Consider the following 24,728-nt stretch of genomic DNA (forward strand, 5'->3'; position numbering starts at 1 on the left):
GCTACCCTAGAAGGGTAGCTTTGAGGTTTTCTATTCAGAAGGTCTGAAGATTAGCAGATAACCTTGATTGCCAAGCCACCCTGAGATGTTTCACGGTACTTGGCATTCATATCTTTACCTGTTTCAAGCATCGTTTCGATAACTTTATCCAGAGATACGCGAGGCTCAGATGCGCGACGAAGTGCCATACGAGAAGCGTTGATTGCTTTAACAGCAGCAATACCGTTACGTTCGATACATGGAACCTGTACCTGACCAGCAACAGGGTCACAAGTCAGACCCAGGTTGTGTTCCATTGCGATTTCTGCAGCCATACATACCTGTTCAGGGCTACCGCCCATCAGTTCTGCAAGACCAGCTGCTGCCATAGAACATGCAACACCAACTTCACCCTGACAGCCAACTTCAGCACCAGAGATAGATGCGTTACGCTTGTAAAGACCACCGATAGCGCCAGAAGCTGCGAAGTAACGAGTGAACTCTTTAGGACCTACAGTCTGGATGAACTTGTCGTAGTAAGCCAGAACCGCTGGAATGATACCGCAGGCACCGTTAGTTGGTGCAGTAACAACACGACCACCGGCTGCGTTTTCTTCGTTAACTGCGAAAGCAAACATGTTAACCCAGTCAACAACAGTCATTGGGTCATTGCTTAGTTTCTCAGTTGTCATCAGCTGTTGGCGTAGTGCAGCTGCACGACGAGGCACACGTAGTGGACCAGGAAGAATGCCTTCTTCGGTCATACCACGTTCCATACATTCGCGCATTGTTTTCCAGATGCTGGCGAAGTAGCGGCTGATCTCTTCTTCTGCATTCATTGCACGCTCGTTGCACATAACCAGCGAGCTAACAGACAGACCACTTTCCTTACACTGATTTACCAGCTCTTCGGCTGTTGTGTACATGTAAGGGACAGTTACACTGCTTTCTGCCTCTTTACCGAAGTTTTCTTCGTCAACGATGAAACCACCGCCGATAGAGTAGTAAGTCTTAGTGTAAGCTTCGTCATCACCGATCCACGCGTGGATGGTCATGCCGTTTTCGTGTAGGGGAAGGTTGGAAGTATGGAAGTTCATACCGCCTTCGCGAGGAAATTCTACAGTGTGACAGTGCATACCGACAGGAAGACGCTCGGTTTCTTCAACACGTGCCATGAAGCCTGGAATGCTATCGATATCAACGTGCTCAGGGCTGTTGCCCGCAAGACCCATGATGATAGCGATATCTGTGTGGTGACCTTTACCGGTAAGAGAAAGCGAACCATATACGTCAACGGTAATTTTAGTTATGTCACGCAGTTTGCCCATTGCTCGCAGGTCATCGATAAATTCTTTACCTGCTTTCATTGGACCAACAGTGTGCGAACTGGAAGGACCCACACCAATTTTGTAGATATCAAAAACACTGATCATGCTTATTACCTCAGCCAGGGGAAGCAATCTTGCTTCCAACCAAGACTGTTTAGTTTTATTTATTCTCGCCCCTTCCTTGGCGAGATATTTTGTAAAAAAAGAGCAGGTACTGTGCGCGTCCCTGCTCTTAAGTATCATCTATTCTACGCTAATTGTCTCAGAAGACTATGCGTTCCAGCACAAATTCTTAGAATAACTAGCTGTAACAGATAATTCTCACAACATTTGTGGTGGTTCTTTTAGAATGCGCCGTAAACTACTGAAGTAATTGCAGCGATACCACATAGAGCTGTGAAGATACGTGCTGGTGCAGATGTGCTGTACTTAGCCATTGCAGGTACTTTGTACATTGCAAAAACTGGCATCAGGAACAGGATTGCAGCGATCATCGGTGCACCCATAGTTTCAATCATGCCCAGGATACTTGGGTTGATTACTGCAACGATCCAAGTAGTGATTACGATGAAACCTAGAGAGATTTTTTCAATCTTGCTTACTGGCATTTCAGAGCGAGATTTAACCAGACCTACCAGACCTTCGTGAGCACCCAGGAAGTGGCCGAAGTAGCTTGAAGTGATAGCTGCGAAGGCAACTAGTGGACCAAGCAGAGAAATCAGCGCAGATTCGTGGATGTTAGCCAGGTAAGACAGAACACTGATGTTTTGTGCTTGAGCTGTTGCCAGCTGCTCTGGAGACATTGACAGTACAACAGAGAACACGAAGAACATTACGAAGCCCATAAGCATCATCGCTGCACCGCCAGTGATCATGTCAGTCTTCTTCGCAGCATCGTCACCGTATACGCGGCGCTGTTCTTTAGAGAACTGGCTGATGATTGGGCTGTGGTTGAAAGAGAACACGATGATTGGGATTGCCAGCCAGATAACTGCAGGCAGTGAGCTCCAGTCTGGTGCTACTTCCATCATAGAAGTGTTCCAGCCAGGGATCAGGTAGATAGAAAGAGCAAGCAGGATGAATACCAGAGGGTAAACCATCGCTGAAGTTGCTTTCAGCATCAGTTCTTTACCGAAAACTACACCTGCAGTCATCGCCAGAATCAGGCCACCAGAAAGAATCCAGCGTGGAAGAGATTCCATGCCCATCTGGTTAACCATGAAAGAATCAACTGTGTTAGTGATACCAACACCGTAGATCAGAACGATTGGGTAGATAGCGAAAAAGTAAGCGAAAGTGATGATGTTCGCGCCAGCTTTACCAAAGTGTTCTTCTACAGTATCAGTGATATCTGCTTCAGGGTTTTTAGCGGAAAGAACGAAACGAGCAAGGCTCTTGTGAGCGAACCAAGTCATTGGTGCTGCGATTAGGGCCAGGATAACTAGTGGCCAGAAACCGCCAGCACCCGCTTTAATCGGAAGGAACAGTACGCCAGCACCTACAGCGGTACCGAACAGAGAAAGTGCCCAAGTAAAATCTTTATAGGTCCATCTTGCTTTTTCAGCGCTAGTGGCTGAAGTCGAGCTTAATGTCTTATTCATGGTTTATATCCAAAGTTTTGTTACGGAACGGAAATTAGGAACGGCGCGCATTTTGATGATTTACGGGAGGAAAACTTTGATCAAGATCGCGTTATGTAATGGGTGCAAATTGCAATACAATTAAAAGTGATCGCGATCACACGTGTTTGAGGAGTAAAATTATCGAGATTTATTTCCAGGATTAGTTTTTCTAATACCAGAGCTGTTTTGACAGCAGTTTTACCATCTGTGCAGTAGCACCCCAGATTGCGTGGTTATGAAAGGATATTGAATAGATATTCACTTCTGAGCCGTTGATGACGAATTGGGAAGAGCGTATATTCATCGGGTTTAACAGATACTCGATGGGTACTTCAAACAGCTCATCAACCTCGTTTTTGTCCAGAGTTGGCGTGTAGTTTGCCGATATTGTAGACACATAAGGGGTGACGATATAACCACTGATTGTTGATAGTGAAGGAAGGTGGCCTAATATACTCCCTCTATTGCATAAAATACCAGTTTCTTCTTTAGTCTCTCGTATGGCTGTATCAATAAGATCAACATCTTCTGACTCATATCGTCCTCCCGGAAAGGCTATTTGGCCGGGGTGGTGCTTCAGATGGTCTGCTCGTCTCGTTAAAACGACATTGTAGCTGTTGTTGCGAGGAACAAGTGGAATGAGAACTGCCGCTTGCTTGAGTTTGCGGGAGGTGGAACCAGCAGCAGACAGCCTAACTCTGGCCGCAAGGCCTGAGTCATTGCTTTTTTGAGGGGCTAGCAGAAACCGTGCTAACAACTGCTGCTGGGTATTCATAAACCATCCATGGTTGTGACTGTGGATACTCTTGTCATTATAGGCCGTTTTTATGACAAAAAAATGTAAAACGGCTGTTTGATATTACCCTTGAGGCTTTTCCGAGGGCGAAATCCAGAGTATCTACAGTATTGTTGATTTCTTTTTCTGTTGGAAAAGTTTGCTACTTCTCTAAGATTGGCAGAATTTTGCTCAGTTTGTCCAATGTTTCCTGATACTCGTTGTCTGCCTGACTGTCGGCTACCAACCCGCCGCCGGCCCATGCATACAGGGTATTTTGTTGAGAAACCAGTGTTCTGATTGTAATGCTGGTGTCCATTCGCCCACAGCGACTGATATAGCCGATACTGCCACAGTAAACGCTGCGTCGGTGAGGTTCGAGTTCTTCAATGATTTCCATAGCCCGAATTTTCGGAGCGCCGGTGATGGAGCCGCCAGGGAAACAGGCGCGTAGCAGGTCGAGTGGTGAATAGCTGCTGTCCAGTTCTCCGGTTACCGTACTTACCAGGTGATGAACTGCAGGAAAGCTCTCAATATCGAACAGCTTCGGCACCTTCACAGAGCCAGGCTTGGCCACGCGGCCGATATCATTGCGCAGCAGATCAACAATCATCAGATTTTCTGACCTGTCTTTATCAGCATGACGTAACTCATCAGCATATTGCCGATCAAGCTTCTCATTTGTACCACGTGGACGAGTGCCTTTAATTGGCTTTGTTTCAACATAGCCCTGATTGTGTTGCAGAAAGCGTTCCGGCGATACAGAAAGTACCGTGTTTTCAGCTGTTCGAATAAAGCCGGAGAATGGTGCGCCATTGGTTTTTTCCAGCTTAAGGTAAGCGTTCCATTCATCCCCTTTATAGGTGGCTTCAAAGCGCTGGGCCAGATTGATTTGGTAGCAGTCTCCGGAAAGTAGGTACTCTTGAACTTGTCCAAATTTACTACAATAGGCCGATTGGGTCATGTTGGCCTGCCACGCACTTGTTAATTCAAATGCAGGATTATGTTGTGCATCATGTTTTTTGTGCTTCTGAGCAAAGCTGTCTTTTTTGTCCTGCAGCCAGGCTAAACGATCACTATCTTTAGGTGAGATGAGATATAACTGGTGGTTGTGGTGATCGGCAATCAATGCCCAGTCGTAAATGCCGACTGCCATATCAGCCGTAGAAATATCATGGTGGGCGATTGAAGGAATTTTCTCCACCCGGCGACCAAGATCGTAGGAAAAGTAACCTAGAGCACCGCCGATGAACGGAACGTCGTCCAGCGGCTCAAGCGTTGGCAGCAGGGTATTTTGTACTTTTTCCAATAGTTTAAATGGATCTTCGTTGCTGTTTTTTTGCTCGCCACAGGAATAATTAATACGGGTTATGTCACCGTGGGTCTCTAAAGTGGCTAAAGGATCAGCAACCAAAATATCAAAGCGATTATCTGGATGATCTTCGGCTGCCGAGCGTAATATCATAGACCATGGCTGGCCCGCCAAAGGTTCAAACCATGACAGGGTCGCTTCTTGTGTGTAATCAAGTTGTTGAATATTCAACAAAGGATGTGATGTACAAATCATTTTCTTTTTTGTGACAGCTGTTCGACAGGCGCATAGCGCGAAATTGTTCGCAAGAGTATCATAAACACAGAATTTAATACGACGCCCAGGGACGATCCGATGTGCTTTATTGACGGCTGGCTCCGGCTTAGTAGCAATAGTTCGCTGAGGACACCTGCCATTTGGAACATGGCCGTGTAATTACATTTATTCTGCGAATAGTTCCCTACCTGCAGTTAACAGTAAATGTGAATTACGTTCTTTTTGGAAGCAAAAAATACGGGCGCCATGGAATGATAATAATCAACGAGGGCAATTATGACCGTCATCCGCAAACAAGATGTCATAAGTAGTGTTGCAGACGCACTACAGTACATTTCTTATTACCATCCGCTGGATTTTGTCCAGGCCCTTAAAAAAGCCTATGACAAAGAGCAGAGCAAAGCGGCGAAAGATGCCATCGCCCAAATCCTGATTAACTCTCGCATGTCGGCTGAAGGCCATCGTCCAATCTGCCAGGATACCGGTATCGTTACCTGTTTCGTTAAGATTGGTATGAATGTGCAGTGGGACAGTGATCTGACTGTACAGGAAATGATTGATGAAGGTGTACGCCAGGCATACACTAATCCGGATAACCCGCTGCGTGCATCTGTTGTTGCTGACCCAGCAGGTAGCCGTAAGAACACTCGCGACAATGCGCCTGCTGTTGTCCATGTGGAAATGGTACCGGGCGATAAGGTGGAAGTTCAGGTGGCTGCCAAGGGTGGTGGTTCTGAGAACAAAACCAAGATGGTGATGCTGAACCCGTCTGACGATGTGGCTGAATGGGTTGAGAAGACGGTTCCTCTGATGGGCGCGGGCTGGTGTCCACCGGGTATGCTGGGTATTGGTATTGGCGGCACAGCTGAAAAAGCGGCCGTACTGGCAAAAGAATCTCTGATGGAGCATGTTGATATCCATGAGCTTCAGGAACGTGGTGCTCAGAATGCTGAAGAAGAGCTGCGTCTGGATATTTATAACCGTGTAAACAAGCTGGGTATCGGTGCTCAGGGTCTTGGCGGTATGACCACTGTTCTGGATGTTAAAATCAAGACTGCGCCGACTCACGCAGCATCCAAACCGGTTTGCTTGATTCCAAACTGTGCTGCTACCCGTCACGTTCACTTCACTCTTGACGGTAATGGTCCAGCTGAGCTGACTCCACCGAAGCTGGAAGACTGGCCTGAAGTGACTTGGGAAGTCGGTGACAGTGTACGTCGTGTCAATGTTGACGAAGTGACCAAAGAAGACGTTCAGCAGTGGAAATCAGGCGAGACTTTGCTGCTGTCAGGTAAAATCCTGACTGGTCGTGATGCGGCGCACAAGCGCATTCAGGATATGCTGGCTAAAGGCGAAGACTTCCCGGTTGATTTCAAAAACCGCTTTATTTACTACGTAGGCCCGGTTGATGCGGTACGTGACGAGGTGGTTGGCCCTGCTGGCCCGACTACATCTACCCGTATGGATAAGTTTACCGACATGATGCTGGATAAAGCAGGCCTGATGGGCATGATCGGTAAAGCAGAGCGTGGTCCAGCAGCGATTGAGTCAATCAAGAATCACAAAGCTGTTTATCTGATGGCTGTCGGTGGTGCGGCTTACCTGGTTGCTAAGGCGATTAAGAAAGCGCGTGTGGCAGCATTTGAAGACCTGGGTATGGAAGCTATCTACGAATTTGAAGTTGAAGATATGCCGGTAACAGTAGCGGTTGATGCGGAAGGTACTAACGCGCATCAGACCGGCCCGGATACCTGGAAAGTCAAAATTGCGGAAATGGATGTTTAAGCGTTTTTTCTCCCTGAAATAATTAAAAAGGAGCCCTTAGGCTCCTTTTTTAGATCTTTTTACCTCTCTTTAGCTTTTCCCTTCTGATTTTATCTGAAACCTGAATCTGCTCTCTCGTCAAAAATGTGATGAGTTGGTATTGTTGCGCGCTTAATTTCAATGACTTGTTTTTCTTTCTTTTTAGTGGTTTGTTGGATTTTTGTGCGATTTTATTGGCTACACTATTACCTTATGGGTATATCCTGCTTTCGGGTGATGATGGTAAGCCAAAGAGGAATTTGCGCTTCAAATCCAAAGCATAATGAATAATAAATTGAGGGTTAGTATGGGACGAGCGCTATTAGCCACGGCAATCGCCGGCTTGCTCCTGTCAGGGTGTGGCGATAAGCAAAAAGCAATACCGGAACCGGATTCAAGACCGGTGAAACTTCAGGCCGTATCGGTCGGAAATAATGATACTTTTCGTACTTTTCCGGCGACAGTGGAAGCCGGAGATAAAGCAGTACTGGCATTTAGGGTTTCTGGATTATTGGAAACTGTGGATGTGAATCCGGGACAGCGGGTGACACAGGGACAGAAACTGGCCAGCCTGAAAACGGATGAGCTTGAGTTACTGGTTGAGCAGGCTCAGGCGAATTATTCTTTGGCTTATGTTCAGTTCAAGCGAAATACCGAATTGCGCAAAACCAACGTGGTCTCTGAGCTGGATTATGACCAGTCTAAAGCGGCACTGAATCAGGCTAAGGCGGCCCTGGATAAAGCGAAAGCCAACCTAAGGTATGCCACTCTGCTAGCACCTTATGACGGTAACCTTTCTCTCTCTTTGGTTGAAAATTATGAATATGTCGCGGCAAAAGAGCCAGTTATGCATATTCAGAGTGAAGGACTGATTAATGTTACCTTCCAGTTGCCTGAGCAGCTTCTTGCCCGCTATCAGGGCAAATATGATCCTCGCCCGATAGTCAGTTTTGACACCATTGCTGACAAAAGCTTTGATGCTCAGTTTAAGGAAATTGATACCGAAGCAGACGCCAAAACATCCAGCTATAAAGTGACTCTGTCTATGGCTCGTCCGGAAGGTTATAACCTGCTACCCGGAATGGCCGGACAGGTTCGTATCGCTATCCCTCGCGGAACTTCCGGTGGTGTGCCTGAACGCGCCATTATTCGTGAAGGTGAAGATACTTATGTCTGGCGTGTCGATGAGCAGGGTAATGTCCATAAAGTCAAAGTTGTTCTGGATGATAACCGACGTGTTGTTGAAGGCCTGAATGACGGGGATTCAATTGCGACATCCGGAGTCGGTGAGCTTCAGGAAGGACAAAAAGTCCGGGCATGGGTTAAGGAGCGGGGATTATAAGATGAAGAAATTCTACATAGCTCCGGTGTTGTTGGGGATGTTGCTGAGTCTTCAGGGTTGTGAAAAAAAGGCTGTTGAGCCGAGGGAGATTATTGCTTCGGTTAGTGTCGCAACTGTTGATATGGCTGAAAGTGCACCTAAACTGACCTTTCCTGCAGTTGCTGCGGCTGCGGATAAGTCGAGCCTCTCATTCCGTATTCCCGGAGAAGTGACCAATATTTATGTAAACCCCAGCGACAGAGTGAAAAAAGGCCAGTTACTTGCTCGTTTGGATCCGACCGATTACAAGCTTGAGGTTGATGATGCTCAGGCAAAATTCAATGTAACAGACAGCCAGTACCGCCGCTCGGCCAAGCTTGTAGAGCAGGGCTTCCTGGCTCAGTCACAGTTTGATGAGTTGAAAGCCCAGCGCCGCACTGCGCTTGCAGAACTTAAGCTGGCTAAGTTGCGGCTGACGTTTACTGAGTTGAAAGCACCGATTAACGGTGTCATCTCCCGTGTTCCGGTTGAGCAGTTTGAGAATGTACAGGTTGGGCAGGGAATTATGAACATCCATAGTACCGACATGGTCGATATTCTGATTCAGGCCCCGGATATGATCTACTCGCAAAGTACGGCGTCTGATATTCAGGAATCCAGACCGGGGGCCAGAATTATTCTCAGTGATGGTGCCGAATATCGGGCATTCCTGAAGGAATACACAACTGAACCGGATCCTGAGTTAGGTTCATTCCTGGTTACTTTGACTATGCCAATGCCGAGACGTCAGTTCATTCTGGACGGGATGGCCGTGGAAGTAAAAGCGGATGCGCAAAAACTGAAAATTTACCGTTCTGGAGAGCTCATTATTCCATTCGGTGCCGTGTTTAACGAAGACGGTGATTCGCTGTCAATGGAAGATAAATACGTATGGGTTCTTAAAAATGATAAGACAGTAACTAAGCGCAAAGTCATGACCGATAAAGTGGTGCCGAACGGGGTGAGGTTACTCTCCGGCCTTGAGGAAGGGGAAGTGATTGTGACTGAAGGTGGTAACCGTCTGCGTGAAGGACAAACGGTGAGAGTTATAACGAAGGAGGCTGAATAGGATGAAACAGGATATTGCGGCCTACTTTATAAAGAATAAGGTTATCAGCTGGATGACCACACTGATCTTCCTGATCGGCGGCACTATGGCTTTCTTTGGTCTGGGGCGTCTTGAAGATCCGGCATTTACGATTAAAGATGCTATGGTCGTAACGGCTTATCCAGGTGCAACGCCGTTGCAGGTGGAAGAGGAAGTTACGTACCCGATAGAGAAAGAAATTCAGCAGTTGCCTTATGTGGATGAGGTTAATTCCATTTCCAGCCGTGGTTTATCTCAGATCACCGTGACCATGAAGAATAACTACGGTCCGGATGATTTGCCACAGATTTGGGATGAATTACGACGTAAGGTTAATGACCTCAAACCAAGTTTGTCGCCGGGCGTTCAGGAACCCCAGGTTATTGATGATTTCGGTGATGTGTTTGGCGTTTTGTTGGCAATTACCGGGGACGGTTATAGCTACCGGGAACTGAGTGACTACGTTGACTATCTGCGTCGTGAACTGGAACTGGTTGACGGTGTCGGTAAGGTTTCGGTAACCGGTACTCAGCAGGAGCAGGTGTTTATTGAAATCTCTATGCAGCGCCTGAGCACCTTGGGGATTTCACCGGATACCATCTACAGCACCTTGCAAACCCAGAATCTGGTGACCAGTGCCGGTGCGGTACGAATCGGCAATGAATACATTCGAGTACATCCGACAGGTGAATTCAAAGACGTTGATGAACTGGGCAATCTGATTATTACAGAAAGCGGTGCCGAAGGCCTGATTTACCTGCGTGATGTGGCTGAAATTAAGCGCGGCTTTAAAGAAATTCCGTCTAATTTGGTTAGCTATAACGGTAAGCGTGCGCTGAATGTCGGTATTTCGTTTGTGTCCGGTGTCAACGTTGTAGAAGTCGGTAAGCGTGTTGACCGCCGCTTAGCTGAGCTGAAAGAGCAACAGCCGGTCGGCATTGATATCGGCGCAGTTTACAGTCAGCCGACAGAAGTAGATAAATCAGTCAGCGGTTTCGTGGTCAGCCTGGGACAGGCGGTAGCGATTGTTATCATCGTGCTACTGTTCTTCATGGGTCTGCGTTCAGGCGTATTGATTGGTCTGATTCTGCTACTGACCGTGTTGGGTACTTTCGTCTTTATGCAATGGCTGGCGATAGATCTTCAGCGGATATCGCTCGGAGCACTGGTTATCGCCCTCGGCATGCTGGTGGATAATGCCATCGTGGTTGTCGAAGGTGTGCTGATAGGGATGCAAAAGGGGCGAACCCGGATGCAGGCGGCATCTGACATTGTTACTCAGACCAAGTGGCCCCTGCTTGGCGCAACCGTGATTGCCGTAATGGCCTTTGCGCCGATTGGTCTTTCTCAGGACTCTACCGGTGAATACTGTCGAACGCTGTTTACTGTATTGCTGGTTTCTCTGATGCTGAGTTGGTTCACTGCGATTTCACTAACGCCGTTTTTTGCCGACCTTTTCTTCAAGAAAGCCAAAGTTGGCGGCAGTGATGCCGACGCAGATCCTTATGCTGGCAAGCTTTTTGTAATGTATAAGGCATTTCTTGAATTTTGCATGCGTCGGGCGTGGCTGACGGTGATTGTATTGCTTGTCATGTTGGGAGCCAGCCTGTTTGGCTTTACACAACTTAAGCAGTCGTTCTTCCCGGCTTCGACTACGCCAATGTTTATGGTGGATATCTGGTTGCCGGAAGGTACGGATATTCGGGCGACCAATGACACGCTGAGTGAACTTGAGGGTGTGATCAGCAAAAATGAGAGCGTCACCTATGTCAGCTCCAGTGCCGGTAAAGGTTCGCAACGCTTTATGCTGACCTATTCGCCGGAGAAGAGCTACTCCTCGTATGGTGAATTGATCATCCGGGTAACATCGTTTGAAGATGTAATACCTGTCATGACAGATCTCAGTAAGATGTTGGATACACAGCATCCAGAGCTTGAGTACAAACTGAAGCAAATCATGCTTGGCCCGTCATCCGGCGCCAAAATCGAAGCTCGCCTGGTCGGTCCGGATCCGACTGTACTGCGTAGCCTTGCTAAGCAGGTTGTCGATATCATGAATGCGGATCCCGGTGCATTCAATATTCGTCACGACTGGCGTGAAAGAAACAAAGTGCTGGAGCCAATCTTCAATGAGAGCCAGGCCCGTCGTTACGGTATAACCAAGAAAGATGTGGATGATTTATTGCAGATGTCTTTCTCCGGCCTAACCGTGGGACTGTATCGTGACGGTACTAACCTGATGCCGATTGTGGCACGTTTGCCTGAAGATGAACGTGTTGATGTTACCACTATGGAAGGCATGAAGATCTGGAGTCCGGCAATTGCAGGTTATGTTCCGTTGCAACAGGTACTTCAGGGCGTGAATATTCAGTGGGAAGACCCGTTGATTGCACGTAAGAACCGTAAGCGGATGCTGACTGTCATGGCTGATCCAAACCCGTTGGGTGAGGAGACTGCTGCGACGGTACAGGGACGAATTCAGTCTCAAATTGAAGCGATTGACTTCCCTCCTGGATACTCGTTGGAGTGGGGAGGTGAGTATGAATCTTCTGCTGATGCCAAGGCTTCTCTGTTCCAGACTATGCCAATGGGTTACCTGTTCATGTTCCTGATCACCATCTTCTTGTTCAATAAAGTGAAGGAAGCGCTGATTGTCTGGGCGACAGTGCCGTTAGCAGTGATCGGGGTAACAACCGGCTTGCTGCTGTTGAATACTCCGTTTGGCTTCATGGCCCTACTTGGTTTCCTCAGCCTGTCAGGGATGCTGGTTAAGAACGGTATCGTACTGTTGGATCAGATTGAAATTGAAATCAGCAGTGGTAAGGAAAAATACAGTGCTGTGGTGGATGCGGCAGTCAGCCGTGTTCGTCCTGTATGTATGGCGGCGGTGACCACAATCCTGGGTATGCTCCCGCTGCTGCCGGATGTGTTCTTTAAGCCAATGGCGGTAACCATTATGTTTGGTCTGGGCTTCGCGACCGTCCTGACTTTGATTGTGGTTCCAGTGTTGTATCGCCTGTTCCATTCCGTGGCGTTACCTGCTGAAAGCTAAAGCTGACAAGCAACTTACAACTAAAAAGGGCTCCATTTCGGGAGCCCTTTTTTAATGACTAAAGAAACTGAGGCAGTTTTATTTAATCACTTTCCACTGAATTTGCTCACCGGCACGAATTGGCACTACGACGTCGCTGCCGAAAGCCATGGTTTCCGGTACGGTCCAGCTTTCTTTGGTTAGGGTGATGGTGTCAGTGTTACGCGGAAGGCCGTAGAAGTCAGGGCCGTTGAAGCTGGCAAAAGCTTCCAGTTTATCCAGTGCGCTGGCTTGCTCGAAAACTTCTGCATACAGCTCGATAGCGGCATGTGCTGTGTAAGAGCCGGCACAGCCACAGGCCGATTCTTTACGGCCTTGGGCATGTGGAGCTGAGTCTGTACCCAGGAAGAATTTAGTACTACCACTTGTTGCAGCTTCGATTAATGCCTGTTGGTGCGTATTACGCTTAAGGATTGGCAGACAGTAGAAGTGAGGACGGATGCCGCCGACCAGCATGTGGTTGCGGTTGAATAGCAGGTGGTGAGCTGTAATGGTGGCCGCCACATTCGGTCCGGCATTGCGAACAAACTCAACCGCCTCTTTGGTTGTGATGTGCTCTACGACAATTTTCAGGTTGGGCATCTTCTCTACGATTGGGCTCAACACTGTATCCAGGAAGGTTTTTTCACGGTCAAAGATGTCTACATCGTGGGTGGTGACTTCGCCGTGGATCAGCAGAGGCATGCCGACTTCTTCCATGGCTGCCAGGGTTGGCAGAATTTTGTCTACAGAGGTAACGCCGGAATCAGAGTTGGTAGTGGCACCGGCAGGGTAGAGCTTGGCAGCGTAGATATGTCCGGTTGCTTTGGCTTTGCGAATTTCTTCAGGAGAGGTGTTGTCGGTGAGGTAGAGAGTCATTAAAGGAGAGAAATTGCCTTGAGGCTTTTCGGCAAGGATACGATCGCGGTAGGAAAGAGCAGCTTCAGTATCGGTAACCGGTGGAACCAGGTTCGGCATTATGATTGCTCGCCCCATACACTGACTGATGTCGCGAACCGTATCTTTTAACACTTCGCCATCACGCAAATGTGAGTGCCAGTCATCAGGGCGTGTGATTGTAATCGTCGTCATAGTGTTCCCTCCCAAAAAATTTGCCCGATTCTAAAAGCATATTTTTCGTAAGTAAAGGCTGATTTTCAAACAGTGTATCTGATTGATGTGAAAAGGAGCAATCGTTTGCTGCTGTCAGGCTGTTTTCTCTGGGCGAGTTATAGATATGAGAAATATAAGGTTGGGAGTCATGAAATAGCCCTGAGCTATAAGGCTCAGGGCTATTGGAATTACCTGTTATTACAGTTTGAAACGCAGAACTAAATCATTCTGCTGGTGGGCGAGGGTGTCGAGCTTAGTGCTGGCTTCGGCAACTTCTTCCATTGCGCTGTAGTTGGAGTCGGCAATATGGCTGATGTCTTCAAGGCTGCGGGCAATAGACCCAGTGGTACTGCGCTGTTCTTCTGCTGCCTGAGCGATTTGTGAGCTCATCTGGCTGATTTCAAGAATGATAGCCTGAATTTCTTCCATTGCACTGTTGGCATCCGATGCTTGAGTAATGCTGTTTTCCATTTCGCTGACGCAGCCCTGAATCACAGTTACTGCCTGTCCGGAGCTGGATTGCAGGCGCTGGATCATGCTTTCAATTTCAGCGGTGGAGTCGGTGGTTCGCTTGGCCAGTACCCGAACTTCATCGGCAACGACGGCAAAACCACGGCCTTGATTCCCGGCCCGAGCTGCTTCAATAGCTGCGTTCAGTGCCAGTAGGTTGGTCTGGTCGGCAATGTTGCGGATCACATCCAGGATGGAGCCAATACTACTGCTCATCTCTTGCAGGTTTGAAACTGCATGGACAGATTCATCCAGTCGTTCGGATAATAGGTGCGCCGTGTTGATATTTCGGCTCATGACTTCACGACCGGTATTGGATGCCTGCTCAACTTCGTTTACCCGCTCCATCGTATTTTGTGCACTGTGCGAGACATCGGTGACGGACTGTTCCATCTCTGTCATCGCCGTGGCAACGGACGCGGTTTGATGACGTTGTTCGTTCAGGCGGTGTTTTGCCTGTGATGTGGTGGACTGGTTTTCTTCCGCTACAGTGGTCAGTTCGCCTGAAGCCTGGCTCAGCTTACCCAGTACTTCCTGTAGGTTATCTGCCAGTGTATTTATATGGCGGTTTAACCGATCAAATTCCCTGAACTGGCTCAGCTCGCTGCGTTTGGTCATATCGCCGTCGGTCAGAGCTTCCAGTGTCAGCAGTGTTGACTGCAAGGGTTTGCGAACACTTTGTGCCAGGTACCAACCGATAAAGACGGCAAACAGAGTAACGATGACACCGATAAGAATGGCATTGCTCAGGCCACTGCTGTAAGCATTATCAGCGTTGGCAATGGCTTCATCCATATGATTGTTAGCCTGGGTTCGGAAAGTGTCCAGCAGGTTGGTGGCTTGGTCGATTTCTGCCGCCAGGCGGGCAATATTGTCATAGAGCTTATTGCGGGAGTCGACATAGCGGAAATGAGCATCAAGTACACCGCCGGATTTTCCGATATCACGGGTGTATTGGTCGATGGATTTATCGAAAGTCGGCTTAAGCTCAGGGATCATTGAAGACAATGAGCGGTAGGCATTATTAAGGTGGTTTACAAAGCGTTTGTTATCTTTGACCGCTTTTTCGATAACCGCGATATCATCTGTTGCCAGTGCGTCAGAAGTGATCGTTTCAGTTTGACGTAATTTGACAAAGTAATTCTTGGCCATCATTTTGATCGAGATGCTGGTTTGATCTTCAACATACTCTTTCATCCGCATATCCAGCTCACCGTGAAGCTGCTGGAAACGGCGGGCGGATTTCAATCTCTCTTCTTGGGCTAGTAGTTGGGTGCGGTAATTGCTCATTGCAGATCGTGCTTCATTAAAGTAACGATCTTCCAAAGCAATGAGTTTATTCAGGTTTGAACTTAGGGCCGGGTTGCCTTCGGCTGCATCGACAAGTTGGTTGAGGGCCTGATTAAATGTTTCGTGTGCTTTACTGAAGTTTCCTTCGTAGGCAGTCATGCGATCCGGATTCTTGCTGGTCAGAAAATCTTTGAAGATCTTATCAGCAGCCAGAAGCCGGACACTGGTTTGGTTAGACAAAGAGACCAACGGAAGCGCGTCGACAGTGACCGTCTCAAGCTGGCGATAGATGCGGCTCGTCCCATCCAGCATCAGGTAAATTGTTGCGGCAAAAAGTAAAACCATTACCGCAAACCCAGTGTACATTCGTCGTATAACTGAGGTTTGTTTCGTTGTCTTCATAATATCCCTAAATAACACCAGATGTGAGCGACAGCATTCTCACAGCAGTAGATTAATACGAAGCTATTATTATGTTCTCTGCTTTCGTACAAATTGTGAGCATATGTTTTTTTGCATACAAAAAGTACAACAAAAAATGACAAATTCGACTCACTTATCACCTTGCTTATAGTTATCGGCGCTGAGTGATAGCGCTTGATAATAAATGAACTCCATTCGCACATACTTTGACGGCCGCATCAAAAAAAAGGTTAACTTATGAAATTTTCACTGGAAAAGTTGTTTAAAACGGTGTTCAATATTGCTCTGTAATTCAGAGTGGCGCATACTCCTGACTTAGGGATACACCCTGGATTCAAGAACACAATGGAGCATGAAATGGCAGAAGAAACCATCTTCAGTAAAATTATTCGTAAAGAAATTCCTGCAGATATCCTGTACCAGGATGACCTGGTAACCGCATTTCGCGATATCAATCCTCGTGCGCCAAGCCACATTTTGATCATTCCGAACAAGCTGCTACCTACTGTTAATGATGTAGAAGCCGAGGATGAAGCAATGATGGGGCGCCTGTTTACTGTTGCCCGTAAACTAGCTGAGAAAGAAGGAATTGCCGAAGACGGTTATCGTCTGATTGTTAACTGTAACCCGCATGGTGGGCAGGAAGTTTACCACTTGCACATGCATCTTCTCGGCGGCCGTCCGCTGGGGCCGATGCTAATCGGATAAACCAACAGGTTTGCTCTCCCGATGGGAACTATCGCTGTTTGGTCGGGTCTGAGTGAGTTATGTTTTCAGCTGGTTACAGGTGATTTCAGTTAACTTGTAACCGTTGAGATGAACCATGGTCACTCAGACTTTTTGTTTAGAAATTAGGTTATTAATACGATGCTAAAACGTGCCACTGTGCTGGCATTGTCCTTAACTCTGACTGCCTGTGCGAATTTGTCGGCTCAGGGTCTTTTCAGCCATTACAGTGCTGCAAATGCCGAGACTCACAGCGCGCTGCAGCAAGGGAATTATACGCTGGCACTGGAATCGCTGCCTGAAGCACCTGCAGGAGATATTCTCGATGGCATGGAGCGTGGAAGAGTTAATTTTGTTGCCGGGCAATATCCGGAAAGTTTTACTGCTTTGCAACAGGCTGATCTGGCAGTAAAAGAGCAGCAGCGTCAAGCGACGATTCAGATATCGGAAGGCTTTAACCAGGCCGGTGCTCTGCTGACAAACGACAATATGATCACTTATCAGCCTGCTGATTATGAGCTGGGCTTTATGCATCTGTATCTTGCTCTTAATTATATTCAGCAAAATGATTTAGAAGGGGCGCTGGTTGAGGTTCGTCGGGCCAACATGGTCCAGGAAATGGCAAAGAAGAACCGTGAAGCCGAGTTGAACCGCGCTGCTGAAGAAGCAAGAGAGAAGGGGCTTAGCCAGAGCCTTGGTTCTGTACTGGCACGCTACCCCGATGCAGGGAAAGAGCTTTCTGCTGTACAGAACGGATATTTATTTTACCTGTCGGGTGTGCTTTATGAAGCCGACGGGGATTTGAACAACGCTTATGTCGACTATAAGCGGGCCTTGGCGGTATCGCCGGGTAACACTTATGTTGCTAACACTGTTTTACGTCTTGCAAATAGCTTGCAGATGAATCAGGACCGACGTCAGCTTGAGGCACGTTACGGTAAATACAAAAAGCCTGCTCGTAGCACAGGTCGATTAGTGATTTTTGATGAGCAGGGTGTGGTTCAGGCCCGTGATGGCTGGCGTTTGCCTCTGTGGCTGACCGACAGTCGCGGGGATGGGGTTATGTATAACATGGCGTTGCCATACTACCCGAATACAGTGACTCACTCTTTAAGTCCGCTTAAGCTGGATAACCAGTCGGTACGTGGTGGCAAGCTGGCGAGTGTTGATGACATGGCCAAGACTAGCCTCAGTGAAGCTATGCCTGCCATCGCTGTACGTCAGGCACTGCGCATTCTGGCAAAAAATGAAGTCAGAAAATCTGCAGCTAAAGGTGGAAATGATGTCGGTAACTTGCTGGCGAATGTTTTCAATACTCTGACAGAACAACCGGATACCCGGAGTTGGCAGTCGCTTCCGTCGTCTGTCAGCCTGTATCATGAAGACCTGAACGCCGGGACTCATCAGGTTAGCTGGAACGGCAGACAATTGGATGTTGAAGTTGTTGCCGGAAGAACAACTATGGTTTGGGTTTCACGACAGGGCAACCAGCAGAGCTGGTGGTCGGTATTATTGGGAGGAAGCTGATAATGAAACAACTTTTTGCTTTGCTGTTTGCGCTGACGCTGTCTGCCTGTTCAACGACGACTTCTGGTATCAGCATTGAAAGCAGTAACCAGAGTGTAGTGATAGGCAATTCATTGCTGGCAAGTCAGTTAGATATTGAGAAGGCTATAGTATCGCGCGTCAACGGTTTACTTAAGGCCGGTGTGCCGGTGACCAGTAAGGTTCACTCAGACCTTAAGCTGCAATACCGTTTTTACTGGTACGACGCACAAGGGCTGGAAGTTGGAGGTAGTGATAGTCCGTGGCGTCAGTTTGTCCTGCACGGTAAAGACTCCATGATGCTACAAGCGGTGGCAAGAAAGCCGCAGGCAGCACAATACCGTATCTACATCCGGGAAGCGGATTATTAATAGGTTTGCGTTCAGCCTGGTGTTCTGAACGAAATTACGATGATAGTAATGAAAGGTAACAAGATGAAAAAAAGCGTAATTGCAGTATTAGGTGTAGCCGCATTATTGGGTGGTTGTGCGCAGCAGGTGAGTTACGGTGATGCGCAGGAAGCGGAAACCACCACTATTGAATTTGGTTCAACAGACCTGCAAAAAATTGCTGAAGAGATGACTGACAGCATGCTGTCTTCCGGCTCTGTTGCCTACATCACAGCTAACGGTAACCGACCAATTATCGTTGTTGACAGCATTAAGAACAAAACCAGCGAACATATTGATACAGAATCAATTACAGACTCTGTAAGTACTCGTCTTCTGAACTCTGGTAAGTTCCGTTTTGTTGATATGACTCGTGTAGAAGCGGTGCGTAAGCAACTGAACTTTCAGAACAACGATGAGCTGGTAAACCAGAGCACGGCTATTCAGTTCGGTAAGATGGTTGGCGCTGAGTATATGATGTACGGCAACTTGGCGAGCATTGTAAAACAAGCTGGTAGCGATAAAGACGTTTACTACAAGATGACAATGCGCTTGATGGATCTGGAAACAGGCCTGATTGAGTGGGCTGATGAAACAGAGATCCGCAAGCAGGAAGCGAAGAAGCTGCTTGGCTGGTAATCAGCTGTTGTTATTCTGAAGTGAGGTGCCGGTGAGTACATTTGATCCTACTTTGCTGGCATCTTTGCCTCAGTTCAGCATATTATCTGCGCAACCACTCACTGGTGGCTTAAGCAACCGCTGCTGGGCGCTCAAACTTCAAGATAACGCTAAAGGCAGAATCATCAAGGCTGTCTGGCGTCCTGTCAGCAAATCTAGTCAGGCATTCGGTATTTCTCGCCAGCACGAACATCATATTCTGCAACAACTTCACTGTGATCAAATTGCTCCCAGTACTATTGCTTTGCTTGAACAAGGTTTGCTTGTTGAGTGGATTGAAGGTTCTGTGGTTGATGAGGCGACAGATAATGCCCTCACAGATAACGATTTACTTCAGATCCAGGCCGAGATTCATTCTCTTCCGGTGCCTGCGTGGCGGCTTGATGCTAAGAGTCGGGCTGCACATTACTGGCAATTTATCCCATCAAAATTTAAATCGCTTCAGCTTGAGCAGATTCACCAGTCTTTTCAGCAACAAAAAGAGGTTTCTTGGTTTACTGACACTTGTTGTCATCATGACCTGGGACGCTACAACATCGTTTGCCAACCCGATGGTATAAAACGGGTGATCGACTGGGAATATGCCGCAGCTGGTGATCCGTCATTTGATTTAGCATTGACTGTCTGTGCTAATGAACTTGATGTTTCCTTTGCTGTATCTGCTTATTGTCAGCGGCAGGGCTATAGTGATGTACAACGCTGGCAACAGGCTGTTCAGTACTGGCTGCCGTGGTGCGACTATCTGGCAATGCTCTGGTATTACGTCGGAGCTGGCCTATGGCCGGAACCGAGTTACCTTGATGAGGCCCGGACGTTGCAAAAGAAGCTGGCAACATTCTCGGAGTGAGCTTTTTTCCGTTATCAGTCGTAAATTAGAGGAAATATCCTCGTCGGACTCAGGTCTACAATATTTATACCTTTGTTGATTGAGTAAGTTGTCTGACCGGCGACAGGTATAGTGCGGAGATCCTGATGTTGCTTCGAACCATTCCTCAAAAACTGGCTCGTCTGTTTGCTTTTTCCATTTTCCTCCTTCTTTTGGCTGGGTGCGCTATGCGCCTTGCTTACAACACCCTGGATTTTTGGATCCCTTACTACCTGTCTGATTTCGTCAGTCTGGATTCCCGTCAGGAACTGATTTTTGATAATGAGCTGCGAAAAGCATTGACAGTGCATCGTCGTCAGGAATTGCCCAAGTTGCACCGAGCCCTTGATGATTTGCAGCAAGATATGAATAAGCCGCTTAGTTTTACTCAAGTCAAAGACTATCACTATCGCTTTACTGCCGCTGGAGAGGGGAGTGTGGCTTTGTTGGCAAAGCCTCTTGCTGCGATGTTGCTCCAGCTTGATGACAGTCAGATAAATCGTCTTAACAATACCATTAACAATGAGATAGAAGATCGTAGGCAGAAGCGCGCGATCATGACGACTAAGCAGAAAGTCAAAAAAAGGACAGAATCACTCGAAGATATGTCATTGTTCTGGCTGGGTTCATTGTCACCGAAACAGAAAAAAATGTTGAAGGAGATGGCGGGTTACCAGGTTGAGATGGAGTCAGTATTTTTCTTTTTCTGGCATGATTTCCTGGATGACTGGAAAGCTCTGATGGAAGAGCGAGCCAAACCCGGCTTCGAAGCTAAGCTCAGTCAGTTGCTACAACGCATGGTCCGGTTCGAAAATGAGGAAGTGCAAACTGAGTTGAATTTTTATCTTAATCGGCGGTTTGATGTACTGCGGCGTATTAATAACAGTATGCATAATGACCAGCGGCAACACTTCGAAAATAAAATTATGGATATAAGGAAAAACATCGCGGTTTTGATTAACCAGTAAGCATAATCACAATAAATTTTGTCTAAAGTGTCATAGTTTTCACCTTTTAAACCTTATAAAACATGTTAGATTAAATTCATAACGGAATAAGAAAAATGATAGGGGAAACCGATGATCATTTATTTACATGGCTTTGACTCAACAAGCCCTGGTAATCATGAAAAAGTAATGCAGTTGCAGTTTATTGATTCTGATGTTCGTTTCGTCAATTACAGTACCCTGCATCCCAAGCACGATATGCAGCATCTGCTCAAAGAAGTTCATAAGCTGAAGGCTGAATCCAGTGATCCTCATCCGCTTATCTGCGGGGTGGGATTAGGCGGTTACTGGTCAGAGCGTATTGGCTTTTTGTGTGGTTTGAAACAGGTTGTTTTTAACCCTAATCTGAACCCTGAATCCAATATGGAAGGAAAAATTGACCGGCCTGAGGAATATCTCGACATTGCGACAAAATGTGTAACAGATTTTCGTAAAAAAAATGCCGGGAATTGTCTCTGCATACTTTCAACTCATGATGAAGTGTTAGATAATCGCAGCACAAAGGATGCTTTGGATGATTATTACGATATCATCTGGGACGAGACACAAACCCATAAATTTAAAAAGATCTCGCAGCATCTGCAAACAATAAAAGCCTTTAAAGAAACAATGTAAAAAGCCTCCTATACCCTCCGCAGACGGAGTAGATCCGTCTGCAAAAATACCAAATTGAACAGTGACTTCTGAGTCGGTTTTTTGTGCCCAGAGCATTGTTCAGTTTGGTATTAAGTCAGTCTGCCAGAGCATTATTATCTGTAATTTATGGATGAATAATCGATATAAAGCCTGAGCAAAAAAATTAGAAAGTAAGAGGAAGTTATCGTGACACGTATTATCGTAGTCGGTGGTGGTGCAGGCGGTTTGGAGCTTGCCACAAAACTAGGTCGAACCTTGGGGCGAAAGCGCCGCGCGTCTGTAACCCTGGTCGATCGTAAGTCGAGCCACTTGTGGAAGCCGCTGCTGCATGAAGTGGCAACAGGTTCTATGGATGCCGGTGTGGATGCACTCAGCTACCGTGCCCATGCCAAAAACCATTATTTTGATTTCCAGCTGGGAAGTCTGCAGTCGATTGATCGTGAACGTAAAACTATTCAGTTGGCTGCTATCTATGACGAGCAAAATGAACTGCTGATGCCTGAACGTGAACTGGAGTATGACATTCTGGTTATGGCGATCGGTTCAACCTCTAATGATTTTAATACGCCGGGTGTTCGTGAGCACTGTATCTTCCTGGACAGCCCGGAGCAGGCGCACCGTTTCCGTACGGAAATGAACAACCAGTTCCTCAAGCTACACGCGAATAAAGATCAGAAGACTGTCGATATCGCGATTGTTGGTGGTGGGGCAACCGGTGTTGAACTGTCGGCTGAGCTGCACAATGCGGTGAAAGAGTTGCGCAACTACGGTTTCGGTGATCTGGATAGCTCTCGTCTTAATGTTAATCTGGTTGAAGCCGGTGAGCGTATTCTTCCGGCATTGCCGCCACGTATTTCCAGTGCAGCACACAGCGAGCTGACTAAGCTGGGTGTCAATGTTCGCACGGCGACTATGGTAACTCAGGCTGATGAAACCGGCCTGACAACCAAAGACGGTGATCATATTCCGGCTCAGATCATGGTTTGGGCTGCAGGTATCAAGGCTCCTGATTTTATTAAAGAGATTGCCGGCCTGGAAACGAACCGTATTAATCAGTTGGTTGTGAAACCAACGCTACAGACAACCCGAGATGATGATATTTATGTTATCGGTGATCTGGCATCTTGCGTACAGGAAGACGGTAGCTTCGTACCGCCACGTGCCCAGGCTGCACACCAGATGGCAAGTCGTTGTTTTTCAAATATCGTCGCTAAGATGACTGGTCGTGAGCAGAAGCCTTATATCTATAATGATCATGGTTCTTTGGTATCCCTGAGCCGTTTTTCTACTGTCGGTAGCCTGATGGGTAATCTGACTAAAGGCTCGATGATGGTTGAAGGTCGTATCGCACGTGTGGTGTATATTTCGCTTTACCGCATGCACCAAATCGCCCTTCATGGCTTGTTTAAGACCGGTCTGATGATGTTGGTTGGTCGTATTAACCGAGTGTTGCGTCCGAACCTGAAACTACATTAATTATGTAATGGTATCTGGATAAAGAAAAAACCGCCTGATGGCGGTTTTTTCGATTCTGGAGCAATGTAATTGAACGTTATACTAGCTCGAAAGCTTAGTTAACCTTAATTAGCTCAACATCAAAGATCAGTACGGATCCCGGTGGGATTGAGCCAATCGCACGGTTGCCGTAAGCTAGCTCAGATGGGATAAACAAACGTGTCTTCTCCCCTTCAACCATCAGTTGCAGGCCTTCAGTCCAGCCTTTGATTACCTGGTTCAGACCAAACTGAATAGGCTCACCTCGTTCTACTGAGCTGTCAAATACTGTGCCGTCAATCAGGGTGCCGTGATAGTGAACGGTCACCTTATCTGTTGCCTTTGGATGAACAGTACCTGTTCCAGGTTGCAGAACTAGGTATTGCAGGCCGGAATCAGTCACCTGGACACCTTCTTGTTTCAGGTTTTCAGCCAGGAATTCCGCGCCAACTTTGATATTGTCTTCAGCCGCCTGTTTGTTAACAAATGTGCGCTGCATAAAGAAGATGACAAGGCCGATAATCACAATGGCCATGATGATTTTAAACACGATAAATACCTGTTTGTTTTTGAAATTGGTTTTAATACTACCTGATGCTTTGCATTCCTACCAATTGTTAAGTAACTGGATCTATTGTTTTCTTTGAAGTCTGTCAGCTGAATTAACTTGTACTGCTTCTCCGCTTTTTTCGTCAAAGAGGGAGTCTGAAGCCAAGTCTTTAGGGATCAGTGAAAATACCAGCCCGTCACAAGCTTTGTCCTGAGCGTAAATCCTGTTTCTTGCAGTACCTTCGAATTTTGCCTGGCAGGCGAGGGCTGTTCGCTGGCTGGCAAGGTTGCCGGTATGTACAACAATTTCCAGTCGAGTCAATCCTAAAGCATTGAAGGCAAAGGCGGCCATGGCACGGCAGGCTTCTGTTGCAAAGCCCTGTTGATGGCAGCTTGTCTTTATCCAGTAACCCAGTTCGGCTGAATTGAGCTGTTGTGAGACGTTGTTTAGGGATATAGCCCCGATAAACTCTAAGTTATGTCGGTCAAAAATCGCTAGTTCATAACCTATGTCGTTTAACCAGTTTTGACGGCTGGCGTTGATCCAGTCGTAGGCATCATCGGGATGGTAATTGTCTTTACACCAGACTAACCATGGGCTGAGTTCGGGGGCTGATGAGGTAATTGCCTCGTAGAGGGCATGTAAGTCAACCCTCTTAAAGGGGCGAAAGAGTAGTCGGGTGGTAGTAAATTTAAAGTCAGATTTCATACGGCGTAATATCAATCCCTGAATGTTTGCCGGGTTATATGTCTGATATCAATCAGCATAATTTACTTATTCTGATTGCTCTTATTTCGATTTGGATGAAGCTGGCTCATACAGCTTAGTGTGTCACCGATGTGTCAACAACAGGCGTCTGATGCATTTGTGAAGAGAGTGTGTGACGGGGC

20 protein-coding genes are annotated in these 24,728 nt (G+C 47.1%); 12 read left to right on the forward strand and 8 right to left on the reverse strand.

Translation table 11 applies throughout. The features are described 5' to 3' along the window. Positions 1 to 50: 50 nt before the first annotated feature. The 4 genes from AACQ93_RS06065 to pabB form a co-directional block, all read right to left on the reverse strand. Positions 51 to 1,412 (reverse strand): L-serine ammonia-lyase, encoded by a 1,362-nt coding sequence (locus AACQ93_RS06065; protein WP_007462087.1) that lies wholly within the window; start codon positions 1,410 to 1,412, stop codon positions 51 to 53. A 239-nt stretch (positions 1,413 to 1,651) separates the two neighbouring features. Next, complete coding sequence (locus AACQ93_RS06070; protein ID WP_007462088.1) at positions 1,652 to 2,908, reverse strand: aromatic amino acid transport family protein; 1,257 nt, start codon at positions 2,906 to 2,908, stop codon at positions 1,652 to 1,654. Between the two features lie 190 nt (positions 2,909 to 3,098). Next, positions 3,099 to 3,704, reverse strand: coding sequence for a CoA pyrophosphatase (locus AACQ93_RS06075; RefSeq protein WP_064602882.1), 606 nt, complete (start codon positions 3,702 to 3,704; stop codon positions 3,099 to 3,101). A 163-nt stretch (positions 3,705 to 3,867) separates the two neighbouring features. After that, on the reverse strand, positions 3,868 to 5,271 hold the full coding sequence (gene pabB, locus AACQ93_RS06080) for an aminodeoxychorismate synthase component I (RefSeq protein ID WP_064602884.1): 1,404 nt from the start codon (positions 5,269 to 5,271) through the stop codon (positions 3,868 to 3,870). Between the two features lie 297 nt (positions 5,272 to 5,568). Between pabB and AACQ93_RS06085 the strand changes: the two genes are divergently transcribed. From AACQ93_RS06085 to AACQ93_RS06100, 4 genes are all read left to right on the forward strand, one after another. Beyond that, positions 5,569 to 7,077, forward strand: a complete 1,509-nt coding sequence (locus AACQ93_RS06085) for a fumarate hydratase (RefSeq protein WP_007462093.1) — start codon at positions 5,569 to 5,571, stop codon at positions 7,075 to 7,077. A gap of 325 nt (positions 7,078 to 7,402) precedes the next feature. Then, positions 7,403 to 8,437 (forward strand): efflux RND transporter periplasmic adaptor subunit, encoded by a 1,035-nt coding sequence (locus tag AACQ93_RS06090; RefSeq protein ID WP_007462095.1) that lies wholly within the window; start codon positions 7,403 to 7,405, stop codon positions 8,435 to 8,437. A 1-nt stretch (position 8,438) separates the two neighbouring features. Beyond that, entirely contained in the window at positions 8,439 to 9,524 is a 1,086-nt protein-coding gene (locus AACQ93_RS06095; RefSeq protein ID WP_064602886.1) for an efflux RND transporter periplasmic adaptor subunit, read from the forward strand. A 1-nt stretch (position 9,525) separates the two neighbouring features. Further along, positions 9,526 to 12,594: an efflux RND transporter permease subunit gene (locus tag AACQ93_RS06100; RefSeq protein ID WP_064602888.1), complete on the forward strand. Its 3,069-nt coding sequence runs from the start codon at positions 9,526 to 9,528 to the stop codon at positions 12,592 to 12,594. Positions 12,595 to 12,672: 78 nt separating this feature from the next. On the opposite strand, the gene pyrC is transcribed toward AACQ93_RS06100, so the two are convergent. Both pyrC and AACQ93_RS06110 read right to left on the reverse strand, forming a co-directional pair. After that, entirely contained in the window at positions 12,673 to 13,704 is a 1,032-nt protein-coding gene (gene pyrC, locus AACQ93_RS06105) for a dihydroorotase (protein WP_064602889.1), read from the reverse strand. 219 nt (positions 13,705 to 13,923) lie between these two features. Continuing rightward, the gene (locus AACQ93_RS06110; RefSeq protein WP_064602891.1) at positions 13,924 to 15,927 is read right to left on the reverse strand and encodes a methyl-accepting chemotaxis protein; all 2,004 of its coding nucleotides are present in this window, start codon (positions 15,925 to 15,927) and stop codon (positions 13,924 to 13,926) included. A gap of 378 nt (positions 15,928 to 16,305) precedes the next feature. Between AACQ93_RS06110 and hinT the strand changes: the two genes are divergently transcribed. The 8 genes from hinT (at position 16,306) to AACQ93_RS06150 (ending at position 23,270) form a co-directional block, all read left to right on the forward strand. Continuing rightward, positions 16,306 to 16,656 carry a purine nucleoside phosphoramidase gene (gene hinT / locus AACQ93_RS06115; protein ID WP_036798496.1) on the forward strand — a complete coding sequence of 117 codons (351 nt, stop codon included), beginning with the start codon at positions 16,306 to 16,308 and terminating at the stop codon, positions 16,654 to 16,656. Between the two features lie 159 nt (positions 16,657 to 16,815). Continuing rightward, complete coding sequence (locus tag AACQ93_RS06120) at positions 16,816 to 18,201, forward strand: COG3014 family protein (protein ID WP_064602893.1); 1,386 nt, start codon at positions 16,816 to 16,818, stop codon at positions 18,199 to 18,201. A gap of 2 nt (positions 18,202 to 18,203) precedes the next feature. After that, on the forward strand, positions 18,204 to 18,590 hold the full coding sequence (locus tag AACQ93_RS06125) for a YcfL family protein (protein ID WP_007462107.1): 387 nt from the start codon (positions 18,204 to 18,206) through the stop codon (positions 18,588 to 18,590). Between the two features lie 63 nt (positions 18,591 to 18,653). Then, positions 18,654 to 19,247 carry a penicillin-binding protein activator LpoB gene (lpoB, locus tag AACQ93_RS06130; protein WP_036798405.1) on the forward strand — a complete coding sequence of 198 codons (594 nt, stop codon included), beginning with the start codon at positions 18,654 to 18,656 and terminating at the stop codon, positions 19,245 to 19,247. A 31-nt stretch (positions 19,248 to 19,278) separates the two neighbouring features. Beyond that, entirely contained in the window at positions 19,279 to 20,133 is an 855-nt protein-coding gene (locus tag AACQ93_RS06135) for a phosphotransferase (RefSeq protein WP_064602895.1), read from the forward strand. A gap of 125 nt (positions 20,134 to 20,258) precedes the next feature. Continuing rightward, entirely contained in the window at positions 20,259 to 21,119 is an 861-nt protein-coding gene (locus AACQ93_RS06140; protein WP_064602897.1) for a DUF6279 family lipoprotein, read from the forward strand. A 111-nt stretch (positions 21,120 to 21,230) separates the two neighbouring features. Continuing rightward, positions 21,231 to 21,773, forward strand: coding sequence for an alpha/beta hydrolase YcfP (ycfP, locus tag AACQ93_RS06145; RefSeq protein ID WP_064602903.1), 543 nt, complete (start codon positions 21,231 to 21,233; stop codon positions 21,771 to 21,773). 207 nt (positions 21,774 to 21,980) lie between these two features. Then, positions 21,981 to 23,270 (forward strand): NAD(P)/FAD-dependent oxidoreductase, encoded by a 1,290-nt coding sequence (locus AACQ93_RS06150; RefSeq protein WP_064602905.1) that lies wholly within the window; start codon positions 21,981 to 21,983, stop codon positions 23,268 to 23,270. A 94-nt stretch (positions 23,271 to 23,364) separates the two neighbouring features. Here AACQ93_RS06150 and AACQ93_RS06155 read toward each other — a convergent pair whose 3' ends face one another. Then, the gene (locus AACQ93_RS06155; RefSeq protein WP_007462114.1) at positions 23,365 to 23,838 is read right to left on the reverse strand and encodes an FKBP-type peptidyl-prolyl cis-trans isomerase; all 474 of its coding nucleotides are present in this window, start codon (positions 23,836 to 23,838) and stop codon (positions 23,365 to 23,367) included. Between the two features lie 81 nt (positions 23,839 to 23,919). Then, the gene (locus tag AACQ93_RS06160) at positions 23,920 to 24,546 is read right to left on the reverse strand and encodes a GNAT family N-acetyltransferase (RefSeq protein WP_064602907.1); all 627 of its coding nucleotides are present in this window, start codon (positions 24,544 to 24,546) and stop codon (positions 23,920 to 23,922) included. Positions 24,547 to 24,728 lie beyond the last annotated feature (182 nt).

Origin of the sequence: Photobacterium sp. J15 (assembly GCF_963870815.1) — a bacterium.
GTDB lineage: Bacteria > Pseudomonadota > Gammaproteobacteria > Enterobacterales > Vibrionaceae > Photobacterium > Photobacterium marinum.

Bases quoted from the DNA above. Each gene is read 5' to 3' on its own strand.
- AACQ93_RS06065 (WP_007462087.1), bottom strand. From the start codon at position 1,412: ATGATCAGTGTTTTTGATATCTACAAAATTGGTGTGGGTCCTTCCAGT.
- AACQ93_RS06070 (WP_007462088.1), bottom strand. From the start codon at position 2,908: ATGAATAAGACATTAAGCTCGACTTCAGCCACTAGCGCTGAAAAAGCA.
- AACQ93_RS06075 (WP_064602882.1), bottom strand. From the start codon at position 3,704: ATGAATACCCAGCAGCAGTTGTTAGCACGGTTTCTGCTAGCCCCTCAA.
- pabB (WP_064602884.1), bottom strand. From the start codon at position 5,271: ATGATTTGTACATCACATCCTTTGTTGAATATTCAACAACTTGATTAC.
- AACQ93_RS06085 (WP_007462093.1), top strand. From the start codon at position 5,569: ATGACCGTCATCCGCAAACAAGATGTCATAAGTAGTGTTGCAGACGCA.
- AACQ93_RS06090 (WP_007462095.1), top strand. From the start codon at position 7,403: ATGGGACGAGCGCTATTAGCCACGGCAATCGCCGGCTTGCTCCTGTCA.
- AACQ93_RS06095 (WP_064602886.1), top strand. From the start codon at position 8,439: ATGAAGAAATTCTACATAGCTCCGGTGTTGTTGGGGATGTTGCTGAGT.
- AACQ93_RS06100 (WP_064602888.1), top strand. From the start codon at position 9,526: ATGAAACAGGATATTGCGGCCTACTTTATAAAGAATAAGGTTATCAGC.
- pyrC (WP_064602889.1), bottom strand. From the start codon at position 13,704: ATGACGACGATTACAATCACACGCCCTGATGACTGGCACTCACATTTG.
- AACQ93_RS06110 (WP_064602891.1), bottom strand. From the start codon at position 15,927: ATGAAGACAACGAAACAAACCTCAGTTATACGACGAATGTACACTGGG.
- hinT (WP_036798496.1), top strand. From the start codon at position 16,306: ATGGCAGAAGAAACCATCTTCAGTAAAATTATTCGTAAAGAAATTCCT.
- AACQ93_RS06120 (WP_064602893.1), top strand. From the start codon at position 16,816: ATGCTAAAACGTGCCACTGTGCTGGCATTGTCCTTAACTCTGACTGCC.
- AACQ93_RS06125 (WP_007462107.1), top strand. From the start codon at position 18,204: ATGAAACAACTTTTTGCTTTGCTGTTTGCGCTGACGCTGTCTGCCTGT.
- lpoB (WP_036798405.1), top strand. From the start codon at position 18,654: ATGAAAAAAAGCGTAATTGCAGTATTAGGTGTAGCCGCATTATTGGGT.
- AACQ93_RS06140 (WP_064602897.1), top strand. From the start codon at position 20,259: ATGTTGCTTCGAACCATTCCTCAAAAACTGGCTCGTCTGTTTGCTTTT.
- ycfP (WP_064602903.1), top strand. From the start codon at position 21,231: ATGATCATTTATTTACATGGCTTTGACTCAACAAGCCCTGGTAATCAT.
- AACQ93_RS06160 (WP_064602907.1), bottom strand. From the start codon at position 24,546: ATGAAATCTGACTTTAAATTTACTACCACCCGACTACTCTTTCGCCCC.